Here is a 15635-nt window from a genome sequence, read left to right on the forward strand (position 1 = left end):
GTTTTGACTGCGGAGCAAGTCAATGATTCCACGCACCCTGCATGTGATCTGGGTCGGCGACGAGAGCAAGCGCCCCGACAATTGCATCGCCACCTGGCGCGAGCAGAACCCCGACTGGACGCTGAAGGTCTGGGGTAACGCCGAATTGGGCGACTATGGCTGGATCAATGCCCGCCATATGCGCGATATGTCCAGGCGCGAACTCAATGGCGTGGCCGATTTGATGCGCTGGGAGATCCTCTACCAAGAGGGGGGCTTTGTGGTGGACGCCGACAGCGTTTGCCGCCGCCCGCTGGAGCCCTGGTTGTTCGAGGGCGAAGCCTGCGCCTGCTGGGAGAACGAGTTGGCCCGGCCCGGTCTGATTGCCGCAGGCTATGTGGCCTCGGTGCCTGAGAACCCCTTCTTTGGCCAGATGATTCTGGATCTGCAAAACACCGAGCGGGTGGACGACCGCATGGCCTGGCAAAGCGTCGGCCCGCTGTTTCTGACCGAATGCCACCGCATGCACCAGTACGCCGGGCTGACGATTTGGCCCAGCCACTACTTCATTCCCAATCATTTCAGCGGCGCGCAGTACAGCGGCCCTGCCCTGCCCTTTGCCGACCAGGCCTGGGGCAGCACCCTGCAGTGCTATGACGAGTTGCACAAACGAAAGGTCGCCTGAATGACGACAAGGCAAGTTCCGCAAACGCCGGTGTCAGCACTTGAGCACGCGCACGCCCCCTACTTTGTGCAAAAGACTTGGGTGGGCGAAGACCTGGTCGGCAAGTCGCGCATGGAAGTGTTCGGCCCCATGTGCGAGGGCAAAAAAGTGCTGCATGTGGGCTGCGTCGACTGGCCCATCACCGACCTGAACCAGTCCTTGCATCTACGCCTGGACCCGCTGTGTCAGTTGGACGGCTTCGACATCAACCATGAGGCCTTCAGCAGCATGCAGCCGCATCTGCGCGGGCGGCTCTTTTCCGATTGGAGCCAGGTCAAGGACCATTACGACCTGGTGCTGGTGCCCGAGGTGCTGGAGCATGTGCCGGATGTCGAGGGCTTCTTCCGCCACCTGGACGCGCTGGGCGCGGATCAGTATGTGATCACGGTGCCCGATGCCTACAGCTGCTTTCGCCGCCACTTTGACTACAGCAGCGGCGCACAAACCTTTGTGGAGGTGGTGCATCCCGACCACAACTGCTGGTACACGCCTTTCACCTTGAGCAATGTGCTGCGCAAGTTCACGCCCTGGGCGATTGAGGGCATGTGGTTCTTCAACCGCATGTCTTTGCTGGTGGTGGCGAACCGGGTGAGGGACAGCGCCCCGGGCTGAGGCAAGGCTTCAAGACTGCGCGTAGGCCTGCCGCAAGGCCTGCGCCTCTTCGGGCCGCCCGGTTCCTTCCAGCACCAAGGCCAGGTTGTGCGCCGCCAGATGGCTGCCGCGCCCCTGCACCGCGCCGCTGAGGTCGGGCCGCTCACCGATCTCCAGACACCGTCGCCAGGCATCTTCAATCAAGGGCAACAAGGCTTCACCCTGGGCGGGATCGTCGGCGGCGCAGTCCAGCAAAAGGTCGCCCAAGGCAAAGAAAAAGTCCGGTGATTCGCGGCAGATCTGCAGCTGACTTTCGGCAAACTGCATCGCCGCCTCATGCTGCTTCAATTGCTTGAGCGCAAACAGTCGACGTGCGGCCAAATCCAACCACCACGGCTGAGTTGCCGCGTCGAGCTGCGCCGCCCGAGCGAAGCCTTGCTCAGCGCCGGCATGGTCATCGTAAACCGCACAGTTTTTGCCCCATTGATACCAAAGATAGGCATCGTTGGGCTTTTGCTGCAAGGCAAGCTTCAGCAAGGCCTCGTTGCGGCCGCGTTTGAGCGCCAGACGCTCGGGCAAATAGCCGTCATGCCCGACCTCGAGTGCCAGCGGCAGGATGGGCAAGCTGTGTTGAGGTTGCTCGTGGATGCGCCCCTGGTAACGAACGTGTCCTGGCAAGACACGCGACAGACGCGAACGTGCATGGCGAATCTCCCCATCGTCGAACGCATCCAACAGCTCAATGCTGCCGACGAAGTCCGGACGACGCTGCTTGAGCGACTGCAACAACTCGCCTCCCGCGATCAACCATTCATCGGCATCCAAGACCAGATGCCAGTCCGCAGCGGCCGCAGCCAAGGCTGCATTGCGCGCGGCCGAAAAGTCATCGCACCAAGAAAAACGAGCCAGGCGCGCGCCACAGGCCAGCGCAATGGCGGGCGTGGCGTCCACAGAGCCGGTGTCCAGCACCAGCATCTCATCCACCCAGGGCTTGACACTGAGCAGCAGTCGTTCAAGGTGCGCCGCTTCGTCCCGGGCAATCACCACCAGCGCCAGACGCCAGGTTTCTTGAGCAGCGTGCTGCGTCGCGGTCACGTCCGCCATGGCTCAGTGCATCTGGATCGAACCCTGGGCGCGGCCCTTGCCTGCGCGGGCCGGCGGGTTGCACATGCCGCAGACAAAATGACGGGCGATCTCGTGCGGGTGGGTCACAAACTGGCCGCCGCAATCCGAGCACTTGGTCATCGTCAGCATGCCGTTGTCGATGAACTTCACCAGACGCCAGGCGCGGGTGATGGACAGCATCGCTTCCAGACCTTGCGCTTGCGTCTGCTCTTGGTAGAGCTGGTAGGCCTTGATGACCGCATCAATCTCGTCCAGCTCCGAGACCTTGTTCAGGTACTCATGCACATTCAAGAACAGCGAGGCGTGGATATTGGGCTGCCAGGTCATGAACCAATCGGTCGAGAACGGCAGCTGACCCTTGCTGGGGCTCTTGCCCGAGACTTCCTTGTACAGACGCAGCAGACGCTCGTAAGACATATCGGTTTCCGACTCCAGAACCTGCAGGCGCGCGCCCAGGTTGATCAGGGTCACCGCACGTTCGATTTGGCGGGCTTCGGTCACGATGCTCTTGTTGCGCATGATGGGGTCTCGGTCAGAAAGAGGTTCGGGGAAGGTCTGGAATCAGGCGGCTTCTTGGTGGCGGCCGGCCATCAGGATCGAAGCGTGCAGGCGGCTGACGCCGTCGTTGGCGGCCGACTTGCCGTGGCTGGTCAACAAGCCCCAGACCAGATCGTCGTCCATGCGGAAGCGGCACAGCAGGGTGTTGCCCGAAGCAATCTTCATCAGCTGAGCCGGGCTCAAGGTGGCGATCAGCGTGGCGGTGTCTTCGGAGATGCCCAGACGGTACAGGGCCTGCTCGCGGTCGGCGCGGATCAGGTTCTGCGCCAGCATCAGGTAAGACAGATTGGCTTCACGGATTTCGGCGAGGATTTGGTCTGCGTTCATTTGGCGGCTCCAGGTTTTGGACTTCACGATTCGTAACAACTTGGAACGAATTGTGAAGATCCAAACAAGCCCGGAACATCAGCCCAAATCCAGGACTGAAGTCCCTCTTTACCGCACTGGGCTGTCAGGCAAATACCTACACGGTCGCTGAGCAGCGGCAGACTGGCCAGATCAGCCTCAAGGGCTGGACTGCCCTTCTCCTATCAGGCCACCAAGGTTGCCAGAACTTCCAGACGCAGGGCGTCATGAGCCTGAAGCGACTGCAGGACCTCAGGCATGAAGCGCCGGTTGTGCTCGATGTTTCGCGCTACGACAAACGCCACCCGGCTGTAGTCATCCAGGTTCAACACACGCTGCTCTTTGGCGGCCAGGCCAATCAACAAGAACTTGATCAGGCCAAAGCGCAGCGCCAGACTCATGAACTCCTCGTCCAGGCCGTCCGCCCCTTCACGCGGGAACAAGCCCCCCGTGAGCGCATTGAGCAGATAGTTCTTCAAGGCATGTGGATACGCCTGTTCCGAGGGCTGGAAAAACTCTGTCTCCGCCTGGCAGTACAGCGCCAAGCTCGCCTCACGGGGGCCGGCCTGGTTCAACTGCAGACCGTCGAACACCTCGATCAAGAGCTTCAAGAAAGAGGGGCGAACACCTTGCGCGCCCTTTTGATCATGGTGATAGCGCTGCAATGCCCCCTGCATCAAATCCATTTGAACCGCTTTGGGAACATCCAGTCCACGGATCAAGGTCGGCACCTGCGTCAAACGACTCGGGCTGAGGTACTCGTTCAAGGTCTGGGCCAAGCCGGCCTCGGCCTCCGCCATCGGCAACTTCGCCAAGCCGCCGATGCGTCGCAGCAGCAGGCCGCTGTAGACCAAAGCTTGGGCGGCGCTCAACTGGGGAGAGCGAACCAGCGACTCGATCACCTGCCCCACAAGGACGGCGTGCTTGCGCACCAAATCCGACTCCGTGGTGGCTGGCTCTGAACGCTGGCGGCGCACCGGCACCAAGCTCGGATTCGCGAAGTCCAAAGTGACATCCACCATGTCAAGCGCATCTTCACGCGCCAAGGCCAGTTTCGCCGCCTCAGGGCAACTCAAGGTCGCGGCCAAGCCGGGACGTGTCCCGTCCCGAAGATAGATGCGGGGGTATTCAGCACAAGTTCTGGACAAGGCCGCGGCACCAAGATGGGTTTGAATCCGGCACAAGCTGGCTTCATCCAGAAAGGGGCAGCTTTCGCCCAGGCCCAGCTTGATCTTGGCAAAGGTGTCGGAATCACGCACACCGGTCTGCGTCTTTTCGACATGCAATCGCATCAAACTGGCCAATGGCTCGGTTTTGACCGTTTGATAGCGCTGGTAAGTGGACTTGTCGATGGCCACTTGCCAGCCCGTGCAGCAACTCTCCGGACAAGCCGAACCCACGCACTGGAACTCTTTGAGGTAGCGTGGCGCTTGGACAACTGGACTGAAACGGCCCATGATCTGACTCCACTCCAACTTCGTTCTTGGCCAGGACACTGCCGCAGGAACGACAGGTCAACAGGCCTGCTGCCGCTGTGAGCAGGCAACAGTTTTGGGGCCATTTGAGCAAGCAGCAAGGCTAAGCGGCGCCTTGGAAGCGTCCGCCCAGGCAGGCTGCTTGGGGCCGAACCTGCGGCCAGGACGAGTTGGTCGGGCCTCAGCCCAGCAGCGCATCCAGACGCGACAGCTCCGTCATGGCGACCGGCAAGAGATCTGGGGCCTCATGCAGGAGGCTGCGCAAAGCATCGCCTTGCAGCAAATGACGCAAAGTCTGGCGCGCCAACTCTGGGGCCTGCTGACCGGACTGAGCAAAAGCCAGGGTGTACAGACTGGCGCCATGATCTGGGGAGATCGCCAGCGCTTTGCGGGCATAGGCTTCCGCATGAGTCAACTCTCCGGCGCTAAGCAGCAGTGCGGCCATATCGCTGAGCAAATCATGGGCCAAGGGTTCCGCTTCCAGCGCATCCTGCAATAGCGACAGGCCCTGCCCCAAGCGACCTTGGGCCGCTTCCGCAAAAGCCATATTGCGGGCTCGGGCGAGCAAGAAAGCCGCCTCATCGCTGATGACGTGTTCCTGAACCGCGGCGGGCTGGCTGGACAGAGTGAGCGACTGTGAGTGGGCTTGCGACATAGCTTGCATGAAATTCTCCGGGTTTGAGGTTCAGTCATCGCCCGGATGCCTGCAACAACAATTGCAGCAATGGACCGGACGAGTCTTTCGAGATCAGTTCTATCGGGATCGATCCGTACAAAGCCGAACCGGGCCTGGACGCTTGCTGACCAGGAAGCGCGCGATGCGCGCACGACTCGACAGCAACGGCCCTAACTTTAGGATCGACGGACACCTTCAATCGAAGGAATAGCACCCTCTAGCCGCCTTTTCTCAAAAGCTCGGACTGAGCCCTGCTGCCGAAAACAACTCAGAGCGCATGAACAGGATGCTCCTCCTGACAGCTCTCCCTCAGCGCAGATCAGATGATTGCGCTGCTGTTTCGCAAAGCACATCAGTTTCCAAAAAGGATTTCGCCCGAGCCAGTACCGCAAGCCCAACAGCGCCGCCCGGCCTTCATCCCGACCGCACTGCTCAAAAAACGAGCAAGTTCAGCGAATTCAGGAATAGAGCCAAAACCCCGGCGCTTATCAACAGATCAAGCCTCTTGACAAACAGCGCTTAAGTTTTACTTGGCGTTGTCCGATACCACTCTCAACGGGTTCTGGAAACGGAACACGTGGTCCGGTAAGGAGGCCGCTGGTTGAGCACCCCAATCGAATGAGGTGCGGGGCTGCAACGGTTAACTGGCGCCGGGCGAGGCAGGTTTGGGGTCGCAAGACTTCGGGCCTGTATCCCGGATGTTCAATTTGAACGTCCGAATCACGTCGGCGCTGAGCCGGGAACTTTTGTAGCTGAAACAGGAGCACATCATGCCCGCAATCATTAATTCCAATATTGCCTCTCTGAATGCGCAACGCAATGTTGCGACCTCACAGGGTTCTTTGGCCATCTCGATGCAACGCCTGTCCTCAGGCATGCGCGTCAACTCTGCCAAAGACGACGCCGCCGGCCTGGCCATCGCTGAACGCATGAGCGCCCAGGTGCGTGGCATGAACGTGGCGGTGCGAAATGCCAATGACGGCATCTCGCTGGCGCAAACGGCTGAAGGCGCGCTCGGCAAAGTGGCCGATTCGCTGCAGCGTATGCGTGAACTCGGCGTGCAAGCACGCAACGCCACCAATACCACCCAGGACTTGGACTCGATCGGCAAGGAGTTTGCTGAACTGGGCAAAGAAATCCAGCGCGTGCTGGGTGGTACCACCTTCAACGGCACGGCCATCCTCGGCGGCGGTGCAGGCGCCAAGGTGTTTCAGGTGGGAGCAAACACCACCGCCAATGACGTTGTCACGGTGACCACCACAGACCTGACCGGGAACGCAGACATCACTGCGGTGACCAACGACGCCATCGACAACACCAAGACCTCGGCTGACTTGAAAACCACCATTGATCAGATCGACACGGCCATCAACACGATCAGTTCCGAGCGTGCCACACTGGGTGCCGCTCAGAATCGCTTCGAAGCCGTGATCTCCAACCTGATGGTGTCGGTGGAAAACCAGAGCGCTTCACGCAGCCGCATCTTGGACGCGGACTACGCGACGGAAACCGCCAACCTGAGTCGATCGCAGATCTTGCAACAGGCAGGCACGGCAATGATTGCGCAAGCCAATCAGATGCCTCAGCAAGTCCTGTCGCTGCTTCGATGACCCCGGGCCAGCACCGCTGGCCCTGAGTAAACCCGTCGTTGCAGGAACGGAAAGTCTCACCCCTCCAGCACAAGCCCCTTGACGTCGCCGACCGAAAAATCTTTAGCGATTTTTTCGCTGCTCGGCGGCGTCATTTTTCAAAGAAAGAGTTCAAGTCAATCTGAGGTGTCTCCGATAACAAAACCAACGGGTCCGAGGAAGTGCAAGGACTACGTGGTCCGGTCAGCCGGCCGATTGCAAAAGGCATTGCGCCCCAGTGCAGCGGCAGGACGCGGACGGTGCAGAAGGTGCAGATTCGTCTGCCCAACTGCTGGCAAAGCTGCCTCCTCAAGCAGCTGAGTTATCGAACCGTGAGACCGGGTTTCCGGCAAGTCTTAGACACCGAAAGGATTGAAAATGCCCTCCATCATCAACACCAATATCGCTTCCCTGAACGCTCAACGTAACGCTTCAAATACACAGCTTTCGTTGGCGACATCGATGCAGCGCTTGTCATCCGGCATGCGCGTCAATTCTTCCAAAGACGATGCCGCCGGCCTGGCGATTGCAGAACGTATGCAAGCCCAGGTTCGCGGCATGAACGTCGCGGTACGCAATGCCAATGACGGCATATCTTTGGCGCAAACCGCTGAAGGTGCTTTGTCGAAGGTGGGCGACGCCCTGCAGCGTATGCGTGAGCTGGGTGTTCAAGCCCGTAACGCCACCAACACCACCACCGACCTTGATTCCATCGGCAAGGAGTTCATCGAGCTGGGCGCTGAAATTCAGCGCGTGCTGGCCGGCACCACCTTCAACGGCAAAGCCGTATTGGCGGGCGCCGCGGGATCGCAGGAATTCCAGATCGGTGCCAACACCACCGTCAACGACTCCGTCACGGTGACCACCACAGACATGACGGCAGACACCACCATCACGGCGGTGACCGGAGATGTCATTGATAACACCAAGACAGTCGCCGACTTGAAGGCCACCATCGACAACATCGACATTGCGATCAACACGGTCAGCTCCACCCGAGCCACTTTGGGCGCAGCGCAAAACCGTTTTGAAGCTGTGATCTCCAATCTGCAGGTTTCGGTGGAAAACCAAAGCGCCGCACGCAGCCGCATCATGGACGCGGACTACGCTTCGGAAACCGCCAACTTGAGTCGAGCGCAGATCCTGCAGCAGGCGGGCACGGCGATGGTGTCGCAAGCCAACCAGATGCCGCAGCAGGTTCTGTCCTTGCTGCGCGGCGGCTGATTCAGCAAGAAATGGCCGGGTCAGGCCGCAAGACCTGACCCTGCGCGGCCACCAGTTCTGCACAAAAACTCCCCTCCTCGCGCTCCGCGCCCCGACCCACAGTCGGGCGCGGAGCTTTTTTATGCCCGTTGTTTTGCCCGCTATTCGGGCTTTTGAAAAACTAAAGCACTCAGAGAATTTGTCCATCGGGTTGAGTTTCAAAGCGAACCCGACGTTCGGAACAAGTGGCGGCCAACGGGCATCCATCTTGAAAAGGCCGGGCGGTTCAGCAACTGCAAAGCCCCAGGGGCAGCGGTTGCGTCAAGACCCCGGTTCAACCGGAAGTTAGCGGAACAAGTAGGAGTGCTCAAATGCCCCAGACCATTAACACCAATATTGCCTCGCTGAATGCGCAGCGCAATCTCAATATGTCGCAAGGCTCCCTCGGGGTGTCGATGCAGCGTCTGTCCTCGGGTATGCGTGTCAACTCTGCCAAGGACGATGCGGCCGGCCTCGCGATTGCGGAACGGATGCATGCCCAGGTGCGCGGCATGAATGTGGCCATTCGCAACGCCAACGACGGCATCTCCCTGGCGCAAACGGCTGAAGGCGCGTTGGCCAAGGTTGGCGATACGCTGCAACGGATGCGAGAGCTGTCGGTCCAGTCCCGCAATGCGACCAACACCACCACCGACTTGGACTCCATCGGCAAGGAGTACGGCGAGCTGGCCAATGAAATCTCTCGCGTCCTTGCCGGCACGACCTTCAACGGCAAGAAAATCCTCGGCGCGGACGCCACCTTGCCTCAGGAATTCCAGGTCGGGCCGAACACGGGTGCAGAAGACACCATCATTGTCGCGACTTCGGATCTGACCATCGATACATCGGTTCTTGCGGTGACGACATCGGCCATCACCAATGCGTCGACGACAGCTGACTTGAAAGTCATCATCGACAACCTCGATGTGGCGCTGAACACCATCAGCAGCCAGCGCGCCACTTTAGGTGCTTCGCAAAATCGCTTCGAGGCGGTGATCTCCAACTTGCAGGTCTCGGTAGAAAACCAGAGCGCTGCACGAAGCCGCATCATGGATGCTGACTACGCGGCAGAAACCTCCAACCTCAGCCGAACCCAGATTCTTCAGCAAGCGGGCAATGCGATGGTGGCGCAGGCCAATCAGTTGCCGCAACAAGTTCTGTCGCTGCTCAAGGGTTGAGTTTCTTGCCAGAGGTGTCTTTGGACCCTCAAGGTTCTCTTGCAAATGGCCGATAGAGCTCATGCCTATCGGTCTTTTGCACTTGTAGTGTTTCCGGGAGCAGTCTCATGCCTAGCATCACGTCGGCAGGAATCGGCAGCGGCCTCGACATTGAGTCGCTGATCGGCAAACTGGTGGCCGTCGAACGCACGCCCATCAACCAACTCAAGGCCCGGACCGACAAGCTACAAAGCCAGTTGTCATCCTATGGCAAGGTGCAGGCTGCCCTCTCCGCCATGCGCGACGCTGCCAGCAAGCTGACCTCGGTCAACACTTGGGGCGCCAATCTCGGCACGTCCAGCGACACCAGTGCAGTTTCTGTCACGACCGGAGCCGGCGCGCCGGCAGGCAATATCGCGGTTCAGGTCAATCGCTTGGCGTCGGTGCAATCGATCTCCAGCAGCGTCAAACCCACAACCGGTGCGATCGGCCAAGGCCGCATCACCATCGAGTTGGGCAAATGGACGGATGCGCCAACGCCCGCACCTGGTGACCCGCCAGGTTTGCCCAGCTTCGCCGCCAAGGCAGGAAGCACCGCCGTGTCGATTGATATCACGGCGGGCAATGACTCGCTGAGTCAAATTCGAGACAAGATCAATGCGGCCGGTGCGGGGGTGCAGGCCTCCATCATCACAGACAGCAGTGGCGCTCGCTTGGTCATGCGCTCGTCTGAAACCGGCGAAATGAACGGCTTTCGCATCAGTGTGACCGATGACGACGGCATCGATGACAACAACGGTCTCTCGGCCTTCGCCTACAACCCTGGCGTCTCCGTGCCCTTCATGAACAGGGATCAGGGGGCCAGCAATGCCGAAGTCCTTCTCAACGGTCTGAAGATCGATTCGGCCTCCAATACCCTGAAAGACTCGATCGAAGGTCTGACGATTGGACTCTTGAAGCCCACTAGCTCTCCCGTCACCCTCGGTGTCGGCCCAGACAAAGAGGCCATCAAGAAGACCATCACGGACTTCATGACCGCGTACAACGCTGCGGCCACCTTGATGCGCGACCAAACCAAGTACGACGCGGGCAGCAAGACTGCGGGCGCGCTGCAGGGTGAAACCAGCGTGGTAGGCATGAATTTTCAGATGCGCATCGTGGCCGGAGGCACGACCACCCTAGGCGGCAAGTTCACTCGCTTTTCAGACATCGGTCTGGATCCGAGCGCCGATGGAACGCTCAAGCTCAACAGCACCAAGCTCGAGGCCGCTTTGGCCGACATCCCCAACCTCAAGCAGATGTTCATGGGGACCGACAGCGGCAACAGCAGCAACAACGGACTGGCCCAACAGCTGCGCAAGTTTGCCGATCAGGAGTTGGGTGTCGATGGCAGGCTGTCCACACGGCAAGCTGGACTCAAAAAGAGCATCGACGACAACGGCAAGTCCGCCGAGCGACTGGAAACCAAGGTCAGCCTGACCGAGAAGCGCCTGCGCGCCCGCTACACCGCGCTGGATGTGCAGATGGGGCAACTCAGCGGGCTGTCGACCTATGTCAATCAACAGATGAAAAATCTGGTGAAGTAGTCACGCGCCGCTGGGCGCACAGCCCCGCATCCCGCTCAATCGCAAAGCGGCCTCAAACGAGGCCGCTTTTTTCGTTTCTGAACGCCCTCGCCAAGTCAACGCTTTCGACCGCCCCAGCCCCAAGCGCAGCTGGCCATGCGCTCGCGGCGGGCAGATGTCACACCCGTCACAAACACTTTCAAAAACGGCCCGGAAAGTTGCACTGATCGGTCAGGTGAGTCACTCAAGTTTTGGCGTCCCAGGTCGAAAACTTAAACAACAAGGCCCCTATCGAAAGCACTCTATGTACGGCAACTCAGCGTCCCCTTTTGCATCACGCAACCAGCGCGCGTCGATGTACCAAAAGGTGGGCTTGGAAACCGATGTTCAATCCGCCAGTCCTCACCGACTGGTCACCATGTTGTTTGACGGCGTGTTCGAGGCGATGAACCAAGCTCGCAGCGCCATCGAGACGGGCAACACCGAGTTGAAGAACCGCTCGTTGAGCCGTGCCGTACGAATTCTTGATGAGGGCCTGAAAGCCAGCTTGAACATGCAAGCCGGGCCGCTCGCGGGGGATCTGAATGAGCTCTACGCCTACCTTTGCATGCGACTGACCCGTGCGAATCTGCATGGCGATGCCGCAGCCATTGAGGAGTGCCAGCGCATCCTGACCCCTGTGCGTGAAGCTTGGATGGCCATTTCCCACGCGCCAGAAGTCCTGCGCGCGACCTGAGCCCTCGCCCGAAACGAACCCGCCCTTATTTCCCCCACCTCACAGTCTCCAGCGGAACTCGCGATGAATACCCAACTCCTGAGCTACTACGAAGCCATTGAGCAAGCCAGCGCCGATATGTTGTGCGCCGCTCGAACCGGCAATTGGGACGAAGTCGTCAAGCTTGAAGGCGCTTGTGTGCTGCTGATCTCTCAGTTGAAGCACGCGGCCGCTAACGAAAAGCTGGCACCGGACGAGAACAAACTCAAGACGCGCATCATGCAACGCATCTTGCTCAACGACGCCGAGATCCGTCATCTGGCCGAACCCTGGTTGGATGATTTGAATCAGGTGTTGACCGGCAAGAGCAAGACCCTGCACTGAGCAAACTCAGCCGCCGGCTTTTCATCCGGCGGCAGCCTGAACGCACGCATGAGCCGCGACGCCCACCCAGAAAAAAAACGATTCGCTCCGTCCGCCGTGGCTGAACCTCAGCCCAGCGAACCGAGCGAATTTCGCGTTTCTGCTCCGGCAGAAATCATCGCCTACCTGCGCATCCTGCAAACGCAGGCTTGCCGCATCAACCTCAGCACCCCTGCCGGCCAGAACCTGAGCACCACCCTCATCGCCGTGGATGAGCCTCACGCGGGTCTGGCGTTTGAAGTCCGTAGCGATGCGCCAGAACTGCAAGACCTGATCAGTGGCACCGAGGTCAGCGCAGTCGCCTATTTGGACCAAATCCGGCTGCAGTTTGATCTCGATGCTTTGATGCTGGTGAAGGGATCGGAGCGTGAACAAGCGAGAGAGTTGCGCGCGGCCTTGCCAAGCCAGATGTTTCGCTTCCAGCGCCGCCAAGCCTTTCGAGTCCGCCCCAACACCCGCACACCGCATGTTCGGCTGAAACACCCCACCAAGCCGGATCAGGAATTGCGCCTGCGCATCTTGGACCTCAGTCTGGGCGGCGTGGCTTTGCTGCTGCCCCCCGAGCATGCCCCCTTCCCCACGGGTTTTGAGTGGGTCCAAGCACAAATCGAGCTGGACCGGGAGACCCGCATCAACACCGGACTGCGCCTGCAGTCCGACCGTCCATGCCATGAGCCCAACACCGGCCGGCAATTGGGCCTGCTGTTCACGAACATGGACATGAACTCACAGCTGCGCCTGCAGCGCTTCATCGACCAGACCCAAAAACTGGCCCGGATGCTGAGCAAAAGCAAAGCTTGAACCGGGCACCGCGCCCGCCAAGCACTGAGCTGCGGCAAAAACCAGGATTCGGCGTCCGCCGGGTTTGCCCAGGTCTCAGACCTGCATGTTCATGATTTCGGAATAAGCCGACACCAGTCGGTTGCGAACCTGCAGCGTGGCTTGGAAGCCCAACTGGGCCTTCTGCATGGCAATCATGGTTTCTTCCAGGCTGACCGTGGGATTGTCCAGTTGCACCTCGCGCTGCAATCGAGAGGCTTCCCTCTGCGAGGCGCTGACACCCCGCATCGCCTGCGCCATGGCGTCCCCAAAGCTGGCGCCAGCCGTTTCACGGGTCTTGGCCAGGGGCTGACCATTGACGCCCAGGCCGGCGCGGGCGGCGGCTTGGGCGAAATCAAACGGTTTTAGCTTCAGGTCCATCACAACTCCGTGGGCGCCAACTGCAGAGCAATAGCCGCAGTGACGATGGGATGAATCCTAGGCATTTGTTCACGATCTGAAGGCGCGAACTGCGACCCCTTCCTCGGCTTGTTCGCCGCTTTCTTAAGGGGGCAAATCCGAATAATTCATCACATCGGAAAGCTCCGCAGGCCAACCGTGATTTAGCTCTCATCCGGTTCTTCCTGCTCACACCTTCACGCTCTCTCAGCCGCCGCCCCATGGACAACGCCATCAGCCCCGCCGTCACGACCCTTCCGCTGGCCCCCAGCAGCGGCGACGGCTTTGGCGCCCGCCTGGCCGCCATGCCTACGCGCAGCAAGGTGATGATGGGCCTGGGTTTGGCCACCTTGGCCGGAGCGGTCTTGGCGATCACCTTGTGGAGCAATCAAGGTGACTTCCGCCCGGTGTTCACCGGCTTGTCGGACAAAGACGGCGGCGCCGTCATCAGCCAGCTGACCACGCTGAACGTGCCCTACCGCCATGAGGCCGGCGGCACCATCTTGGTACCGGCGAGCCAGGTCTACGACGTGCGCATGAAGCTGGCTTCGGCCGGCTTGCCCAAGGGCAGCACGGTCGGTTTCGAATTGATGGACAAGACCTCCATCGGCCAGACCCAGTTCAACGAGCGACTGAACTTCCAGCGCGGCCTGGAAGGCGAGCTGACCCGCACCATCACCGCCCTGGCCGACGTGGCCGATGCCCGCGTGCACCTGGCCATGCCGCAGCAAAACGGTTTCTTCCGTGAGCAGCAAAAACCCAGCGCCTCGGTGATGCTGACCCTGCGCGGCGGCCGCACGCTTGACCGCGCGCAAATCGCCGGCATCGTTCACCTGGTGTCGGCCAGCGTGCCCGATCTGGCGCCCAAGGCCGTCAGCGTTTTGGACCATTCGGGCGCCCTGCTCTCCAACCAGTCGAACGACAACGGCACCGGGCTGGACAGCCAGCAGCTGCAATACAAACAGCAGATCGAAGCCAACTTCAACAAGCGCATTTACGAACTGCTGGAGCCGGTGGTGGGCCGCGAGAACCTGCGCTCCACCGTGACCGCCGATGTGGACTTCTCGCAAGTCGAGTCCACCGCCGAGGAGTTCAAGCCCAACCAAGGCCAGAACGCGCAAGTCTCGGTGCGCAGCTCGCAGACCAACGAATCCACCAACGGCAACCCGGCCCTGCCTACCGGCGTGCCTGGCGCTGCCGGCAACCAACCGCCCGCCCCCGCCACCGCCCCGATCACCGGCCAAGCCGCGCCGCTGCAAGCCGCAGGCGCCACCGGCGGCAGCACCAGCAGCCGCCGCGAAGCCGTCACGAATTTCGAGCTCGACAAGACCGTGCGGGTGACCCGCAACGCCACCGGCAATGTGCGCCGACTGAACGCCGCCGTGGTCTTGAACCACCGCAGCACCACCGACGCCAAGGGCAAGACCAATACCGCGCCGGTTTCGCAAGAAGAGTTGGACAAATTGACCGCACTGGTGAAAGAGGCCATGGGCTTCAGCCAGGAACGCGGCGATTCGCTCAAGCTCATCAGCGCCCCCTTCATGGTCGACAAATCGACACCGGTCGATGTTCCGCTGTGGCAGCAACCTTTTGTGGTCGACATGCTGCGCGCTTCCGTGGTGCCGCTGGCCCTGGTGGCGGTGGCCTTGATCGCGGTCTTTGGCATGGTCCGTCCGGCCCTGCGTGCCGCCTATCCACCGCCTGCGCCGCCCGAAGAAAAGAACGAGCTCAACGCCGTGGTCGACGACGCGAACGAGTTGCCCGTGGTCCTGGGTCCTGGCGGTCTGCCCGCCCTGGAAGCGCCGGCCGTGAACGACAAGTTGGAGCGCGCCCGTCAGCTGGCCAAGGACAACCCGATTGCCGTGGCCAACATCATGCGCAACTGGATTGCCGGCGAAACCGACTGATCCCCCGCCCACACCCACCTCCTACCGCACAAGATCATGGACGACAAAGGTGTAGAAGACGCAGCCATTTTGCTGATGTCCCTCGGCGAGGAAGAAGCCTCCGAGGTGTTCAAGCATTTGGCGCCGAAGGAAGTGCAAAAGCTGGGCGAAACCATCGCCAAGCTGAAGGTGGTCGACCGCGAAAAGGTCGAACAGGTGCTGACCCGTTTCGACAAGGTGGCCGAGACCCAGAGCACCCTGGTGTCCGACACTGACGAGTATGTGCGCCAAGTGCTGCGCAAGGCCCTGGGCGAAGACAAGGCCAATC

At 60.4% G+C, this 15635-nt stretch carries 16 protein-coding genes and 1 pseudogene; 11 read left to right on the plus strand and 6 right to left on the minus strand.

The annotated features are described in order from the left end of the window. Positions 1-22: 22 nt before the first annotated feature. Together ACOVRJ_RS15045 and ACOVRJ_RS15050 are read left to right on the plus strand one after the other, a co-directional pair. Positions 23-664: a glycosyltransferase family 32 protein gene (locus tag ACOVRJ_RS15045; RefSeq protein ID WP_422044650.1), complete on the plus strand. Its 642-nt coding sequence runs from the start codon at positions 23-25 to the stop codon at positions 662-664. Further along, positions 665-1315 carry a methyltransferase domain-containing protein gene (locus ACOVRJ_RS15050; RefSeq protein ID WP_422044651.1) on the plus strand — a complete coding sequence of 217 codons (651 nt, stop codon included), beginning with the start codon at positions 665-667 and terminating at the stop codon, positions 1313-1315. 9 nt (positions 1316-1324) lie between these two features. On the opposite strand, the gene ACOVRJ_RS15055 is transcribed toward ACOVRJ_RS15050, so the two are convergent. The 5 genes from ACOVRJ_RS15055 to ACOVRJ_RS15075 form a co-directional block, all read right to left on the minus strand. Continuing rightward, complete coding sequence (locus ACOVRJ_RS15055) at positions 1325-2398, minus strand: glycosyltransferase (protein WP_422044652.1); 1074 nt, start codon at positions 2396-2398, stop codon at positions 1325-1327. Positions 2399-2401: 3 nt separating this feature from the next. Then, positions 2402-2938: a flagellar transcriptional regulator FlhC gene (gene flhC / locus ACOVRJ_RS15060; protein WP_422044649.1), complete on the minus strand. Its 537-nt coding sequence runs from the start codon at positions 2936-2938 to the stop codon at positions 2402-2404. A gap of 42 nt (positions 2939-2980) precedes the next feature. Continuing rightward, positions 2981-3304, minus strand: a complete 324-nt coding sequence (flhD, locus tag ACOVRJ_RS15065) for a flagellar transcriptional regulator FlhD (protein ID WP_263539864.1) — start codon at positions 3302-3304, stop codon at positions 2981-2983. 203 nt (positions 3305-3507) lie between these two features. Then, entirely contained in the window at positions 3508-4779 is a 1272-nt protein-coding gene (fliB, locus tag ACOVRJ_RS15070; protein WP_422044653.1) for a flagellin lysine-N-methylase, read from the minus strand. Between the two features lie 199 nt (positions 4780-4978). Continuing rightward, a complete protein-coding gene (locus tag ACOVRJ_RS15075; protein ID WP_422044654.1) occupies positions 4979-5461 on the minus strand; it encodes a tetratricopeptide repeat protein in 483 nt (160 codons plus the stop codon). Positions 5462-6243: 782 nt separating this feature from the next. Between ACOVRJ_RS15075 and ACOVRJ_RS15080 the strand changes: the two genes are divergently transcribed. The 7 genes from ACOVRJ_RS15080 to ACOVRJ_RS15110 all read left to right on the plus strand — a co-directional run bounded on the left by ACOVRJ_RS15080 (position 6244) and on the right by ACOVRJ_RS15110 (position 13004). Beyond that, positions 6244-7083: a flagellin gene (locus ACOVRJ_RS15080; RefSeq protein ID WP_422044655.1), complete on the plus strand. Its 840-nt coding sequence runs from the start codon at positions 6244-6246 to the stop codon at positions 7081-7083. A 396-nt stretch (positions 7084-7479) separates the two neighbouring features. Further along, on the plus strand, positions 7480-8325 hold the full coding sequence (locus ACOVRJ_RS15085; RefSeq protein WP_422044656.1) for a flagellin: 846 nt from the start codon (positions 7480-7482) through the stop codon (positions 8323-8325). Positions 8326-8675: 350 nt separating this feature from the next. Continuing rightward, positions 8676-9521, plus strand: coding sequence for a flagellin (locus tag ACOVRJ_RS15090; protein ID WP_422044657.1), 846 nt, complete (start codon positions 8676-8678; stop codon positions 9519-9521). A gap of 107 nt (positions 9522-9628) precedes the next feature. Beyond that, a complete protein-coding gene (gene fliD, locus ACOVRJ_RS15095) occupies positions 9629-11086 on the plus strand; it encodes a flagellar filament capping protein FliD (protein WP_422044658.1) in 1458 nt (485 codons plus the stop codon). A 334-nt stretch (positions 11087-11420) separates the two neighbouring features. Then, positions 11421-11801, plus strand: coding sequence for a flagellar export chaperone FliS (gene fliS, locus ACOVRJ_RS15100; protein ID WP_422044659.1), 381 nt, complete (start codon positions 11421-11423; stop codon positions 11799-11801). A gap of 63 nt (positions 11802-11864) precedes the next feature. Then, positions 11865-12164 (plus strand): flagellar protein FliT, encoded by a 300-nt coding sequence (locus ACOVRJ_RS15105; protein WP_422044660.1) that lies wholly within the window; start codon positions 11865-11867, stop codon positions 12162-12164. A gap of 48 nt (positions 12165-12212) precedes the next feature. Continuing rightward, on the plus strand, positions 12213-13004 hold the full coding sequence (locus tag ACOVRJ_RS15110; protein WP_422044661.1) for a flagellar brake protein: 792 nt from the start codon (positions 12213-12215) through the stop codon (positions 13002-13004). 75 nt (positions 13005-13079) lie between these two features. Here the strand turns inward: ACOVRJ_RS15110 and fliE are convergent, their stop codons facing one another. Continuing rightward, positions 13080-13403 (minus strand): flagellar hook-basal body complex protein FliE, encoded by a 324-nt coding sequence (gene fliE / locus ACOVRJ_RS15115; protein WP_422044662.1) that lies wholly within the window; start codon positions 13401-13403, stop codon positions 13080-13082. Between the two features lie 239 nt (positions 13404-13642). Between fliE and fliF the strand changes: the two genes are divergently transcribed. Together fliF and fliG are read left to right on the plus strand one after the other, a co-directional pair. Next, entirely contained in the window at positions 13643-15328 is a 1686-nt protein-coding gene (gene fliF, locus ACOVRJ_RS15120; RefSeq protein ID WP_422044663.1) for a flagellar basal-body MS-ring/collar protein FliF, read from the plus strand. 36 nt (positions 15329-15364) lie between these two features. Continuing rightward, positions 15365-15635, plus strand: a pseudogene (gene fliG, locus ACOVRJ_RS15125) (flagellar motor switch protein FliG); the annotation flags it as partial.

This window comes from Roseateles sp., from assembly GCF_049240545.1.
Lineage (GTDB): Bacteria > Pseudomonadota > Gammaproteobacteria > Burkholderiales > Burkholderiaceae_C > Paucibacter_A.

Excerpts from the sequence above, each read along its gene's own strand:
- ACOVRJ_RS15045 (WP_422044650.1), top strand. The coding sequence starts at position 23 with ATGATTCCACGCACCCTGCATGTGATCTGGGTCGGCGACGAGAGCAAG.
- ACOVRJ_RS15050 (WP_422044651.1), top strand. The coding sequence starts at position 665 with ATGACGACAAGGCAAGTTCCGCAAACGCCGGTGTCAGCACTTGAGCAC.
- ACOVRJ_RS15055 (WP_422044652.1), bottom strand. The coding sequence starts at position 2,398 with ATGGCGGACGTGACCGCGACGCAGCACGCTGCTCAAGAAACCTGGCGT.
- flhC (WP_422044649.1), bottom strand. The coding sequence starts at position 2,938 with ATGCGCAACAAGAGCATCGTGACCGAAGCCCGCCAAATCGAACGTGCG.
- flhD (WP_263539864.1), bottom strand. The coding sequence starts at position 3,304 with ATGAACGCAGACCAAATCCTCGCCGAAATCCGTGAAGCCAATCTGTCT.
- fliB (WP_422044653.1), bottom strand. The coding sequence starts at position 4,779 with ATGGGCCGTTTCAGTCCAGTTGTCCAAGCGCCACGCTACCTCAAAGAG.
- ACOVRJ_RS15075 (WP_422044654.1), bottom strand. The coding sequence starts at position 5,461 with ATGCAAGCTATGTCGCAAGCCCACTCACAGTCGCTCACTCTGTCCAGC.
- ACOVRJ_RS15080 (WP_422044655.1), top strand. The coding sequence starts at position 6,244 with ATGCCCGCAATCATTAATTCCAATATTGCCTCTCTGAATGCGCAACGC.
- ACOVRJ_RS15085 (WP_422044656.1), top strand. The coding sequence starts at position 7,480 with ATGCCCTCCATCATCAACACCAATATCGCTTCCCTGAACGCTCAACGT.
- ACOVRJ_RS15090 (WP_422044657.1), top strand. The coding sequence starts at position 8,676 with ATGCCCCAGACCATTAACACCAATATTGCCTCGCTGAATGCGCAGCGC.
- fliD (WP_422044658.1), top strand. The coding sequence starts at position 9,629 with ATGCCTAGCATCACGTCGGCAGGAATCGGCAGCGGCCTCGACATTGAG.
- fliS (WP_422044659.1), top strand. The coding sequence starts at position 11,421 with ATGTACCAAAAGGTGGGCTTGGAAACCGATGTTCAATCCGCCAGTCCT.
- ACOVRJ_RS15105 (WP_422044660.1), top strand. The coding sequence starts at position 11,865 with ATGAATACCCAACTCCTGAGCTACTACGAAGCCATTGAGCAAGCCAGC.
- ACOVRJ_RS15110 (WP_422044661.1), top strand. The coding sequence starts at position 12,213 with ATGAGCCGCGACGCCCACCCAGAAAAAAAACGATTCGCTCCGTCCGCC.
- fliE (WP_422044662.1), bottom strand. The coding sequence starts at position 13,403 with ATGGACCTGAAGCTAAAACCGTTTGATTTCGCCCAAGCCGCCGCCCGC.
- fliF (WP_422044663.1), top strand. The coding sequence starts at position 13,643 with ATGGACAACGCCATCAGCCCCGCCGTCACGACCCTTCCGCTGGCCCCC.